The organism is Alkalimarinus coralli (genome assembly GCF_023650515.1).
In the GTDB taxonomy this organism is placed as follows: domain Bacteria; phylum Pseudomonadota; class Gammaproteobacteria; order Pseudomonadales; family Oleiphilaceae; genus Alkalimarinus; species Alkalimarinus coralli.
Genome location: NZ_CP096016.1, coordinates 3,397,999 through 3,411,075 on the forward strand (window position 1 = coordinate 3,397,999; position 13,077 = coordinate 3,411,075).

The following is a 13,077-nucleotide window of genomic DNA, read 5'->3' on the forward strand; positions in this document are numbered from 1 at the left end:
ACATCATCGTTCAACAAATTCGTGCCGAGTTGCCATGCGGCTAACAGCAACGCTGTCTATATGGTTCGGCCCTATAGACAACAAACTATCCCTCACTGAGTACTATGTGGTAGCCCTACCCTATCGCGGAATATTATCCACAGTTTATTATTATGATTTTACAATAGCGCAACACAGTGAAACATGAAGCGAATTTTTAGATCATTTTGTTACGTTTTGTATGCGGGAAACCCCTAATACGACACTAAAGTTAACACAGCTTACATAACGCAACAATAAAGTAGGTTGTTTTTTGTGCGGCAGATAACGTTTAAGATAGATACTGCGTCATATACTCAGAGAATTCACTTAAATCAGCCTCTTTAAGTTGCTGTTCTTTAAGGAAAGATTCTTTAGCCATTAACGCATACTTTTCATCAATAGATGGCTGATGCCCCTGTGATTGAGACACCAGTTGGTGCTTGAGAGATAGCTCCCCGACAAATTCCAGCCAAGAGAGCGATTCAGACGCCATTACAGACAAGATGTTGGCGGATGGCGTTAAGTCAGGCTGAATTAACTTTTGCCGCTGCTCCTCAATGGCTGCGATATAACTTTTACCATTAGCCTGGCCTTGTTGGCCCAGTGAACCTGCGTCAGCCGCCATCGCATTAACGTCATCAAATATCTTTGCGACCTGCTCAATGCCGTCCAGCAGGCTTAAGCCCAATTCATTTAAAGGCGCATCACCCGCAGGCGTCTTTAACTTAAGACCGGGCTCTCGACCACGGTTAACAACGGTCTCAAAGTTCCAGTCTAACGCTTGGCACTCTGCGTCTGAAACAAGCGGGCTATCAGCGATCAGGCAATGAATCAGAAAGGCATCCAGAAAACGAACTTGCTGGGCACTAATACCTAGAGGAAGAAACGGGTTCAGGTCAAGACAACGAACCTCAATATACTCAACGCCCCGCTGTTGCAGCGCAGAAATTGGTTTTTCGCCAGACTCAGCATTTCGCTTAGGCCTTATCGAGCTATAGTACTCATTTTCAATTTGAAGGATGTTGGTATTTAACTGGATATATTCGCCATCTTTTTTAACCCCCATCACTTCATAAGCCGGGTAAGGCTTATGTATCGCTTCCTGTAAGGTGTTGGTGAAGTTGCTTAGGTTATTAAAGCAGATCGCCAGCGAAGACTGGGCGTTGCTATGGTACCCCAGGTCCCCCATACGCAATGAGGTCGCATAAGGTAAATACCACGTGCCTTTTTCATCAAATGGCTGAAGCGGGTGTCTCATGCCTGCCAGGAAACTCTGGTCAAGCGCGGGAGACGCACCAAACAGATACATCAGCAACCACGAGTGACGTCGAAAGTTTCTGATAAGAGAGAAGTATTGTTCTGACTTAAAATCCTGCAAAGGCTGCTTATCGCCCAGTACCACCTGCCACTCTTTCCAGAATGCATCAGGCAGTGAAAAGTTGTAGTGCAGCCCGGCAATGCTTTGCATAATCCGGCCATAGCGAACATCCAGACCTTTACGGTAGATATGTTTTAGCTTACCCAGGTTTGAGTCGCCATATTCTGCAATGCGAATGCTTTCGTTGCCTTCAATCTTGCAGGGCATACTGCCAGACCAAAGTACTTCGTCACCCAGGTTGCTCTGTACGAAGCTGTGCACATCGCCCAGGTCTTTCAATAGCCCGTCAACACTTTGCGACACAGGCGTAATCAGCTCCATCAACGCTTCAGAGTAGTCTGTGGTGATTTGCGGGTGGGTCAGCGTATGCCCTAATACGTCTGGATGACTGGTCTGAGAGATAAAGTGACTTGAGTCGACCCGAAGCCCTTCTTTTTCAATTCCTCGTGAAATATTTAACAATTCACGGCGTGCCGCTTCGGAAAGCAGTTCCAGTCGAGCGTCCAGAGCATTTGTCATGAGCAACCTATTGGCCTAAGTTTAAATGTGAAACTAAATGGGGGCGTTTTTTTAAAACACAAGGCGACACCCTATTCGTAGCCGTGATGAAGCGAAGAGGCTGTGAAAGTATTAACAAGCAAGAGATTCTTTGACTTCAAAACGAACTCGAAGCGAATCTGGCGTCATTACAACGGCCTTTATAATTATTGTCTGTAGAAACAGGTAATACTTATAGGCCTTTAAATATAGCTCTGGGCTCCTTCTATTAAGGCGAAACAGAGCTTTATTTTTTATCTCCTCAAGGAGCCTGTCGAACCCCAACACATTAAGTGCACGTGTGAGATTATAACATAACGCCATTAAACTAAACTCAGCCGCTACCTTCTCTTGGCCTCTTAGCAGGAAGTGGCTCCAACCTGCTCTAGATTTCATCGTGCCAAATGGGTGCTCAACGAGTGTACTTCGCTCGCGCATTTTTCCTTTGCTTACCTTCATTCGTTCTTGATGAGCTGTGAGCAGGTCTGCATTCTCACTTCGCCACACGACTCGGCAAGGTATTTTCTCCCCAAGACAGCTTGCTTTTTGGGGGCAGCTTTTACAGACTGTTTCTGATGCACTGAAGCGATGAAATACTTGTCCGTTCTGTGTGCGGGGCGACCCTCGTTGGTTTAATGACTCTCCTGCAGGGCACACATAATGATTTTTCCTCGCATCATATATGAACTGGTCTTTTGTGTACCTTCCCTTTTTCCCTTTACCCCCCGTTTTAGGCTTGGGAACATAAGGTGTTATCTTATCTTTTACACACTTAGCAATATGCGCCCCGCTGTAATAGCCCGCATCAGCAAGCACTTCTAACTCATCTGAATTCAGTATTTTCTTTGCTTTTAGCGACATTGGGTGCAATTGTTTAAGGTCGTTTGGCTCCGTTGTGACTTCTTCGCAAACGATCAAGTGATGCTTGTTATCTACTGCTATCTGTACGCTGTAGCCGGATACCTTTTGAGTTCCTTTGTTCAGTAAACGGGCATCTTTGTCTGTACTGCTCTCTTGTGTTTTTTTAGATTTTTCTAACCTTTTTAATTCGCTCTCTTTATCTTGTTTTTCTTTTTTCCAGTCTTCGAGTTGCTGAAGCACTTTTTCCAGTTCAATATCACTGGGCTTGTTTTCTTCTTCCTTTTCCTGCGCATCTTGCTGATCTAGCTCGTTCTGCCATTGCTCGATATGCGCCTCTAGCTTTTTGAGCTTCTTCTTGAGACCTGTGGTGGTCGTAAAGCTCTTGCGGCTCGCGCTTCCTTTAAAGAAACTGCCGTCAATAGCAATGCACTGGCCTCCAAACAACGAAAGTTTCTTGCAGAATAAAATAAACTCTTTATGAGTCTCCCGAATCGCACGCCGGTTTTGGCTGCGAAAATTAGCGATCGTCTTATAGCTTGGCTTAAGCCCTTGAACTAACCACATCACCTCTATATTACGGTGGCACTCTTGTTCCAACCGACGACTCGACTTAATGCGGTTTAGATATCCGTAGAGGTAAAGCTTGAGTAACGCACCGGGAGGGTAGGCAGGCTGCCCGCTATTAACCTTGTTTTCTAAGGTATGTTGATAGCCGAGCTTTCCTAAGTCTAAACATTCAACATAGGCATCAAGGGCTCTGATGGGATGCCTCTCATGCACGTAGTCATCCATATGGCTCGGAAACAAATCCCCTTGATCGCGGGAGTGTGTTTTCTTGTATTGTCTTCCCATTTTCTTATATCTTCGAAGTCGTTAGGCGACGATATTATACAGCGGGGAGCCTATGGATACTTTCACAGCCTCGAAGCGGAATCAAGGGGGAAGTGGTTTTCCTTGATTCCAGTCGTGCCTCCTTTCATCACGGCTACAGTATTTGCGCCTATATTATTTCTTGTTCTTTTTTGCCGACTTCATGGCCAACGCTAGCGCGCCTGCCATCGCCCCCTGAGGGCTGCTTTCCCTGTTCTGACTACTTCCCCTGTTCTGACTACTTCCCCTGTTCTGACTACGTCCACGATTCTGCGGGTTACGGTGCCCCTTTCCGGGCTCAGCGCTTCTCGTTTCAGCGCCGCGTCCACCAGACTCTTTCCTGGCCTCTACACCCGGTTCATCAGTCAAACGCATAGACAGCCCAATGCGATTACGCGGTACGTCTACTTCCATCACTTTAACTTTTACAATATCTCCCGCTTTAACCACTTCACGAGGGTCTTTAACAAATGTATTCGATAGCGCAGAGATATGAACTAAACCGTCTTGATGAACACCGATATCAACAAAGGCACCAAAGTTAGTTACGTTGGTGACCGCCCCTTCCAGTGTCATCCCCGGCTTGAGGTCGGTAATTTTCTCAATGCCCTCCTGAAAGGCGGCAAAACGAAATTCAGGCCTTGGGTCTCGTCCGGGTTTATCTAATTCGGCAATAATATCCTTAACTGTTGGGGTGCCGAATTTTTCACTAACATAGTCTTGCGCATTCACCCCTTTCAAAAAGGCTGAGTCGCCGATAATCGCTTCCACCTTGCGGTTATTTTTCTCGGCAATTTGTTTAACCACATCATAGGCTTCCGGGTGCACAGCAGATGCATCCAGTGGGTTCTTACCATTCATCACCCTTAAAAAGCCGGCTGCCTGCTCAAATGTTTTTTCGCCTAATCTTGGTACTTTTTTCAATTCACGTCGGCCAGCAAAGGCACCATTGAGATTACGGTATTCAACAATATTGTTGGCGATAACCTGATTCAAACCCGATACCCGCGTTAACAGCGGCGCGGAGGCTGTATTCAGATCGACTCCAACGGCGTTTACACAGTCCTCTACCACCGCATCCAGACTGCGGGCCATCTGGGTCTGACTCACATCATGCTGATATTGACCCACACCGATAGACTTGGGTTCAATTTTAACCAGTTCAGCCAGCGGATCCTGCAAGCGACGTGCAATCGATACCGCCCCCCGAATTGTTACATCCAGATCAGGAAATTCTTTAGCGGCGTATTCAGAAGCAGAATAGACCGAAGCGCCCGCTTCACTCACCGTAATACGCGTCAGCTTCAGTTCAGGGTGTTTCGCCATCAGCTCTGCTGCTAGTTTATCCGTTTCACGAGATGCTGTGCCGTTACCGATGCTAATAAGCTGAACACGATGTTTTAAACAAAGCGCAGCCAGTATATCAAGCGACTGCTGCCACTTGTTCTGTGGCGCATGAGGATATATCGCGCAGTGGTCTAACACCTTGCCTGTGGCATCAACGACGGCAACTTTAACCCCTGTTCTTAACCCAGGGTCCAGGCCCAGTGTTGCTTTTGGCCCCGCCGGAGCAGCAAGTAATAAATCTTTCAAGTTGCTGGCAAATACGTTGATGGCATCGTCTTCTGCTTGCTCGCGTATCTGCCCCATCAGTTCGGTTTCAAGGTGCGTGCTGAGCTTGATACGCCAGGTCCATCGAACCACTTCCTGCAACCATTTATCAGCAGGGCGATCTTTATTCTCTATAGCCCAGTGCTCTGCCACCATTGACTCACAGGGGTGGGCGACCTTTCTATCTCCATCAGTATCGCCTACCTCAATACTGTAGTTTAAGATGCCTTCATTCCGCCCTCTAAAAATAGCGAGCGCACGGTGAGAGGGTATTTTTTTCAACGCTTCCCGGTGTTCAAAATAATCTCGGAACTTCGCTCCTTCCTGCTCTTTCCCTTCTGCAACCGTGACCTGTATCTCGCCCTCCTGCCAAAGGAAGGTTCTCAGCCTGCCCAGCAAAGCAGCATCTTCACTAAAGCGCTCCATCAATATAAATTTAGCGCCATCTAACGCAGCCTTGGTGTCTGCCACACCTGCGTCGGCATTAATAAATGCTTCCGCCTCTTTTTCAGGGTTCAGTTCAGGGTTGTCCAGCAAACTATCGGCCAAAGGCTCTAGCCCTGCCTCCCGAGCAATTTGGCCTTTAGTACGCCGTTTCGGCTTGTAGGGGAGGTAAAGGTCTTCCAGTATGGTTTTAGTCTCAGCGGCTAAAATATCCTGCTCAAGGGCGGGGGTCAGTTTTTCTTGCTCACGGATGCTGGCCAGAATACTCTCTCTTCGGCTTTCCAGCTCTCTCAAGTAGCGCAAACGATCTTCTATTTGACGCATCTGCGTATCATCTAGCGAGCCGGTCACTTCTTTTCGGTAACGAGAGATAAACGGCACGGTCGCACCTTCATCAAGCAACCCCACAGCAGCCGTCACTTGCTGCACTTTTACGCCGATTTCGTCAGCAATACGTTGAGATATTTTATCCATTAGAGAACCTTGTAACGAAGCGAGTTTTCAATATAGCTGTACTAATCTAACAGAGCGTAAACCCAAAGAGAGTAAGCCCATAGAGGGCAGGCATTATAACGCTGAACAATATTGAAAAAGTAGCCCTGATCAATCAGCGGCAGAAAAAAGAGCCTATAGCTAACAATCGGGTGCTTGAGATACAGGGGAAAGTTAACAAGAAAGCGGTATGGAGAGGAGATTAACCTCGGCTATTTATCACCTCTAAAGCCCGTGTCGCTTCGAGGTATGATAAAAATGCATCGAAGTTAACCGCCTTGCTGAACAGATAACCCTGAGCTTCATCGCAGTTCTGATTGCGCAAAAAAGCCAGCTGATCTTCACTTTCTACCCCTTCCGCTACGACGTTAATTTGCAGGTTATGAGCCAGGCTAATAATGGCCTTCACAATAATCTCATCGTCAACATTGCTGGTAACATTCTCGATAAATGACTTATCAATTTTAATGGTCGAGACCGGCAGTTTCTGAATGTTGGCAAATGATGAATAGCCGGTTCCGAAGTCATCCAGTGAAAAACTAACCCCTAACTGCGCCAACTGTTTCAGGCAACGCTGAGTATAGTCCTGGTCATACATCATTGCAGATTCGGTTAGCTCAAACTCCAGATTACCGGTGTTGATATTGGCGTTATAGATAATACGAAATACCGTTTCACTTAGTTTTTTATCATAGAACTGACGGAAGGATAAATTCACCGCACACACTAACTCGCCATACCCCAACATCTGTAACTTGGCCAGGTCACGACAGGCTTGCTCCACGACCCAGTAGCCCATAGGCACGATCATTCCGCTACGTTCGGCGGCCGGTATAAAGTCATCAGGCATCAACAACCCTCGGGTCGGGTGTTGCCAGCGAATAAGGCTCTCGTAGCCAATCACTTGGTCATTGGCAATACTGACCCTTGGCTGATAGAACAATCTGAGTTCGCCATTCCTGATGGCGGTACGAAACTCCGCTTCCAGCTCTAATTCACGCTCAACGGCGACACTCATCTTCTGGCGATAATAATCAAAACTACTACCCTGCTGGCGTTTTGCATCCTGCATCGCCCGGTTAGCATTTTTAAGAATACTCTCAGAGTCCGGCCCTGCCTCCGGGAATGATGCAACGCCAGCACTCAGCGTAACCACCAGCTGGTGATGCTCAATATCAAACGGCGCTTCAAACTGCGCCAGTAGTTTGGCCGTCACATGGTTCACATCCAGTGCGTTATCCATATTTTCCAGAATGATGGCGAACTCGTCGCCCCCTATCCGCGCCAGGCTGTCACTCTTGCGGAGCCCTTGCCTTAACCTTGATGCCACACGTTTGATCAGCTGATCTCCGACCCGATAGCCAAAACGGTCATTCACCCGGCTAAAATCATCAACATTGAACAGTACCAGCCCCAATACCTCCTCGTGGCGGTCAGCCCTCAAAACAGATTGGTGGAGGCGGTCAAGAAAAACCCGGCGGTTAACGACACCGGTTAAGGTATCAATGTGGCTTTTAGTATCTTGCTGCTTTTCAACCGCACGCCGGAGTGTGACATTTCTAATCGCGCGTTCGAGCAGGCTATGAGTTAGCGTCGACTTGCAGATATAGTCGGCACCACCGGACTGAAAAATTATTTTAGCAAAAGACTCTTCCGGCTCTGCACTCAGACAGATAACAGGCGTTTGGTCGCTATCAAAAGAGAGGAAACCTAAAAAGACCAACGGGTCTTCATCACGAAAACCACAATCCCAGAGAATCAGGTCAAACTGACTACCGCTAACCAAATCATGTCGACGAGATAAATCAGAACACCAGGTAAGCGAGCAGTCAAAACCGGACATCTGCTGAACAAGGTGTTGTAGCCAGAGGTAATCCTTATGCTCACCCGTAAGCAGCAGCACACTAAGCTCTACTGGCTGACTAACAACTGAGCGATTGACGAGTGGCAACATTGCATCACGACCTGATACGGCTTCTGACATCCTTTTCTCCTGGCACTCTCCTGCCATAATCCTCAGCTCTATCCTATAAAGCTCTCTGGTAACCACTCACTTGTTACCGGCTCAATCGGTATTTATCTCTTGTTATTAGAGGTCTACGAACAATAATATACGCTAACCCACCACTTCATATGATGCCTGGATCACGCTTCTAATATATTTTAAGGTAGCTCAATACATCAAACTCGCAAGGCAAGCGCTTTCGATTTAATAAAAGCCTGGGTGTAATTAATCTCTTCAGTCGATCACTTCTCTGTTAAAATAGCTCGCGCTTAACCCCTCTTCGTATCTATTGATTTAAAGGTTCAATTCCGTGTCACGACTCAACCCCAGACAACGCGAGGCCGTACATTATGTTAGTGGCCCTCTTTTGGTTCTTGCCGGTGCTGGCAGTGGTAAAACCAGCGTAATCACCAGCAAAATAGTCTATCTGGTTGAGCAATGTGGCATCAAAGCCAGAAATATTGCAGCCCTGACATTTACCAATAAAGCAGCTCGTGAGATGAAAGAGCGTGTCGGCAAACTGCTGAAAGGGAAGGACGCTAAAGGCCTCACGGTATCGACGTTTCATAACCTCGGCCTGAACATCATTCGGCAAGAACATAAAGTGCTGGGGTATAAATCCGGCTTTACCATTTTTGATTCCGAAGATGCCAAGGCACTGATTCGTGACCTGATGATGAAGGACTTTTCCGATACCGGAGAAGAGGTCGCTGACGTGCAGATGGCCATTTCGAACTGGAAAAACGACATGTTATGCCCAGACCGGGCCCTTAGCCGTGCGAAAGACGAGCGCGAACAGATGATGGCTCAGGTCTACAAACTCTATAACCGATACCTGAAGGCCTATAACGCGGTTGATTTTGACGACCTTATTTTGTTGCCCGTAACACTGTTTCAAAATAACCCTGAAATCCTCGATAAATGGCAGAATAAACTTCGCTATCTATTGGTCGATGAATATCAAGATACCAACATCACTCAATATGAGCTGGTCAAGATGCTGGTTGGGGTCAGAGCCACATTTACCGTAGTTGGGGATGATGATCAGTCAATCTATTCATGGCGTGGGGCTCGCCCCGAAAATCTGGTGAAGCTAAAAGAGGATTTCCCCAATCTCAACCTCATCAAACTTGAGCAAAACTACCGCTCTACTCGGCTCATCCTGAATGCGGCCAACCAGGTTATCGCCAACAACCCTCACGTATTTGAAAAGGCACTCTGGAGCGATTTTGCGGTCGGTGACCAGATACGCATTATCGAGTGCCGAAATGAAGATGCAGAAGCTGAGCGCATAGCCGGAGAAATCCTTAACTTTAAACTCAAGAATAAAGTCGACTTTAAAGACTTTGCGATCCTATACCGCGGCAATCACCAATCACGGTTGCTGGAGATAAAGCTGCAGGCGTTTCAGATTCCCTACCAGTTGTCGGGCGGTACCTCTTTTTTCGCTCGAAACGAAATTAAAGATGCCATGGCCTATCTGCGATTATTGATAAACCCGGAAGACGATGCCGCCTTTTTGCGCATTATCAACGTGCCACGCAGAGAGATAGGCCCCAGCACGGTCGAAAAACTCGGTAATTATGCCACCGAACGAGACTGCGGTCTGTATCAGGCCGTTGATGAAATTGGTCTGGAACAGCACCTGACGGGCAAAGGGCTAGAAAGGGTCAGGCGGTTCACTCACTGGCTTCGCAACACCACCCGACGCTGCAGCCAGGAAGACCCGGTAACCGTGATCAAACAGATGTTTACCGATATTGAGTATGAAGAGTGGTTGCATGAAAACAGCGCCTCACCCACTCAGGCTGAGCGCAGAATGGCAAACGTCTGGTACCTGATCGATTCGCTGCAAAAAATGCTCGATAAAGACAAAGGCACGGCCGATGAAATTGGCATTGATGAAGCCGTCACCAAACTTGTTCTAAGAGATATGCTAGAACAGCAACAAGAGGAAGAGGAGACCGATAAAGTCCACTTAATGACCCTGCACGCATCAAAGGGGCTCGAATTCCCCCATGTGTTCATCATGGGGCTGGAAGAAGAGATACTGCCTCACCGTGCCAGCATTGAAGAAAATAATATCGAAGAAGAGCGCCGCCTGATGTACGTCGGAATTACCCGCGCCAAGAAAACCCTCGCACTGACTTATGCTGGAACCCGCAAGCAATATGGCGAAAAAATTGAGACCATCCCCAGCCGTTTTCTTGATGAGCTGCCGGAGGATGATGTGGTATGGGAAGGTGGCGGCAAAAACGACAAAGCCGTTAATCAGGAAAAGGGTAAAGCCACGCTCGCCAGTTTGAAGGATTTGATGGGGGAATAACCTACTTGATAACCCACATCAACCCTCCCTTGATTCCGCTTCGAGGCTGTGAAAGTATCCATAGGCTCCCCGCTGTATAATATCGTCGCCTAACGACTTCGAAGATATAAGAAAATGGGAAGACAATACAAGAAAACACACTCCCGCGATCAAGGGGATTTGTTTCCGAGCCATATGGATGACTACGTGCATGAGAGGCATCCCATCAGAGCCCTTGATGCCTATGTTGAATGTTTAGACTTAGGAAAGCTCGGCTATCAACATACCTTAGAAAACAAGGTTAATAGCGGGCAGCCTGCCTACCCTCCCGGTGCGTTACTCAAGCTTTACCTCTACGGATATCTAAACCGCATTAAGTCGAGTCGTCGGTTGGAACAAGAGTGCCACCGTAATATAGAGGTGATGTGGTTAGTTCAAGGGCTTAAGCCAAGCTATAAGACGATCGCTAATTTTCGCAGCCAAAACCGGCGTGCGATTCGGGAGACTCATAAAGAGTTTATTTTATTCTGCAAGAAACTTTCGTTGTTTGGAGGCCAGTGCATTGCTATTGACGGCAGTTTCTTTAAAGGAAGCGCGAGCCGCAAGAGCTTTACGACCACCACAGGTCTCAAGAAGAAGCTCAAAAAGCTAGAGGCGCATATCGAGCAATGGCAGAACGAGCTAGATCAGCAAGATGCGCAGGAAAAGGAAGAAGAAAACAAGCCCAGTGATATTGAACTGGAAAAAGTGCTTCAGCAACTCGAAGACTGGAAAAAAGAAAAACAAGATAAAGAGAGCGAATTAAAAAGGTTAGAAAAATCTAAAAAAACACAAGAGAGCAGTACAGACAAAGATGCCCGTTTACTGAACAAAGGAACTCAAAAGGTATCCGGCTACAGCGTACAGATAGCAGTAGATAACAAGCATCACTTGATCGTTTGCGAAGAAGTCACAACGGAGCCAAACGACCTTAAACAATTGCACCCAATGTCGCTAAAAGCAAAGAAAATACTGAATTCAGATGAGTTAGAAGTGCTTGCTGATGCGGGCTATTACAGCGGGGCGCATATTGCTAAGTGTGTAAAAGATAAGATAACACCTTATGTTCCCAAGCCTAAAACGGGGGGTAAAGGGAAAAAGGGAAGGTACACAAAAGACCAGTTCATATATGATGCGAGGAAAAATCATTATGTGTGCCCTGCAGGAGAGTCATTAAACCAACGAGGGTCGCCCCGCACACAGAACGGACAAGTATTTCATCGCTTCAGTGCATCAGAAACAGTCTGTAAAAGCTGCCCCCAAAAAGCAAGCTGTCTTGGGGAGAAAATACCTTGCCGAGTCGTGTGGCGAAGTGAGAATGCAGACCTGCTCACAGCTCATCAAGAACGAATGAAGGTAAGCAAAGGAAAAATGCGCGAGCGAAGTACACTCGTTGAGCACCCATTTGGCACGATGAAATCTAGAGCAGGTTGGAGCCACTTCCTGCTAAGAGGCCAAGAGAAGGTAGCGGCTGAGTTTAGTTTAATGGCGTTATGTTATAATCTCACACGTGCACTTAATGTGTTGGGGTTCGACAGGCTCCTTGAGGAGATAAAAAATAAAGCTCTGTTTCGCCTTAATAGAAGGAGCCCAGAGCTATATTTAAAGGCCTATAAGTATTACCTGTTTCTACAGACAATAATTATAAAGGCCGTTGTAATGACGCCAGATTCGCTTCGAGTTCGTTTTGAAGTCAAAGAATCTCTTGCTTGTTAATACTTTCACAGCCTCTTCGCTGCATCACGGCTACAGAATAGTGCGGAATGTGCACTTGTAGCCTTGATGCAAGGAGGCACGACTGGAATCAGGGATTACTCTCCGAAATCAAAGTCGGCTTCAGGGGTTATTACTGATCCCCATTCGGGTTCTAGAACACCTTTTTTTACAAAAGAATGGAATGATGACCATGGCCAATTTGTTGGGTTTTCAACATAACCGTGTTTCACAGGGTTGTAATGGATATAGTCTATATGCCGATTGTAGTCTTCTTGGCTTTTTATCGTATGCTCCCAATACCGCCTTTGCCAGACATCAAAACCTCCGTGTTTATTTGCATTAAGGGGAACGCCTGATTTACGAATATTTCGAGTGAAACTCGATTTGATAAAGCGCCAGCGGGAAGGATAATCGATGTCACCTTCAGGCAAGCCCCAAATTGTATGCAGGTGATCAGGCAAAATCACGATGGCATCAATAGTGAAAAACTGCTTATTTCGACACAGTCGAAAAGCATTTCGGAGTTCATCAATATAATCTGTTAAGTATGTTGTTTTTCTGTTCTTTAACGTAACAGTGAAAAAATATGTTCCGCCAGCTACAAAATTTCTTCGGTAGGCAACCATCTTCCTTGATACTTCCTTTTAATATGTTATTCCTGATCAAAACAGCCCTTTGTTTTGACAATTGTATCTCCTTGATTCCGCTTCGCTACAGAATAGTGCGAGACATGCACCCGTAACCTTGCCCCCCTCCCTTGATTCCGCTTCGCTGCATCACGGCTACAGAATAGTGCGG

Annotated in this window: 7 protein-coding genes; 2 read left to right on the forward strand and 5 right to left on the reverse strand. The window is 46.8% G+C overall.

Annotation, left to right across the window (positions count from 1 at the left end; all coding sequences use genetic code 11):
- Positions 1-310: 310 nt before the first annotated feature.
- From gshA to MY523_RS15255, 4 genes are all read right to left on the reverse strand, one after another.
- A complete protein-coding gene (gene gshA, locus MY523_RS15240) occupies positions 311-1,918 on the reverse strand; it encodes a glutamate--cysteine ligase (protein ID WP_250655546.1) in 1,608 nt (535 codons plus the stop codon).
- A 111-nt stretch (positions 1,919-2,029) separates the two neighbouring features.
- On the reverse strand, positions 2,030-3,649 hold the full coding sequence (locus tag MY523_RS15245; RefSeq protein WP_250655547.1) for an IS1182 family transposase: 1,620 nt from the start codon (positions 3,647-3,649) through the stop codon (positions 2,030-2,032).
- A 153-nt stretch (positions 3,650-3,802) separates the two neighbouring features.
- On the reverse strand, positions 3,803-6,196 hold the full coding sequence (locus tag MY523_RS15250) for a Tex family protein (protein WP_250655548.1): 2,394 nt from the start codon (positions 6,194-6,196) through the stop codon (positions 3,803-3,805).
- 220 nt (positions 6,197-6,416) lie between these two features.
- The gene (locus MY523_RS15255; RefSeq protein ID WP_250655549.1) at positions 6,417-8,198 is read right to left on the reverse strand and encodes a two-component system response regulator; all 1,782 of its coding nucleotides are present in this window, start codon (positions 8,196-8,198) and stop codon (positions 6,417-6,419) included.
- A 331-nt stretch (positions 8,199-8,529) separates the two neighbouring features.
- Between MY523_RS15255 and rep the strand changes: the two genes are divergently transcribed.
- Both rep and MY523_RS15265 read left to right on the forward strand, forming a co-directional pair.
- Positions 8,530-10,545, forward strand: a complete 2,016-nt coding sequence (gene rep, locus MY523_RS15260; RefSeq protein ID WP_250655550.1) for a DNA helicase Rep — start codon at positions 8,530-8,532, stop codon at positions 10,543-10,545.
- 114 nt (positions 10,546-10,659) lie between these two features.
- The gene (locus tag MY523_RS15265; RefSeq protein WP_250655547.1) at positions 10,660-12,279 is read left to right on the forward strand and encodes an IS1182 family transposase; all 1,620 of its coding nucleotides are present in this window, start codon (positions 10,660-10,662) and stop codon (positions 12,277-12,279) included.
- A 95-nt stretch (positions 12,280-12,374) separates the two neighbouring features.
- On the opposite strand, the gene MY523_RS15270 is transcribed toward MY523_RS15265, so the two are convergent.
- Positions 12,375-12,905: an REP-associated tyrosine transposase gene (locus tag MY523_RS15270; protein ID WP_250655551.1), complete on the reverse strand. Its 531-nt coding sequence runs from the start codon at positions 12,903-12,905 to the stop codon at positions 12,375-12,377.
- Between the last annotated feature and the right edge of the window lie 172 nt (positions 12,906-13,077).

Coding starts and splice junctions, on each gene's coding strand:
- MY523_RS15255 (WP_250655549.1), bottom strand. CDS start 8,198: ATGTCAGAAGCCGTATCAGGTCGTGATGCAATGTTGCCACTCGTCAAT.
- MY523_RS15245 (WP_250655547.1), bottom strand. CDS start 3,649: ATGGGAAGACAATACAAGAAAACACACTCCCGCGATCAAGGGGATTTG.
- MY523_RS15270 (WP_250655551.1), bottom strand. CDS start 12,905: ATGGTTGCCTACCGAAGAAATTTTGTAGCTGGCGGAACATATTTTTTC.
- MY523_RS15265 (WP_250655547.1), top strand. CDS start 10,660: ATGGGAAGACAATACAAGAAAACACACTCCCGCGATCAAGGGGATTTG.
- MY523_RS15250 (WP_250655548.1), bottom strand. CDS start 6,196: ATGGATAAAATATCTCAACGTATTGCTGACGAAATCGGCGTAAAAGTG.
- gshA (WP_250655546.1), bottom strand. CDS start 1,918: ATGACAAATGCTCTGGACGCTCGACTGGAACTGCTTTCCGAAGCGGCA.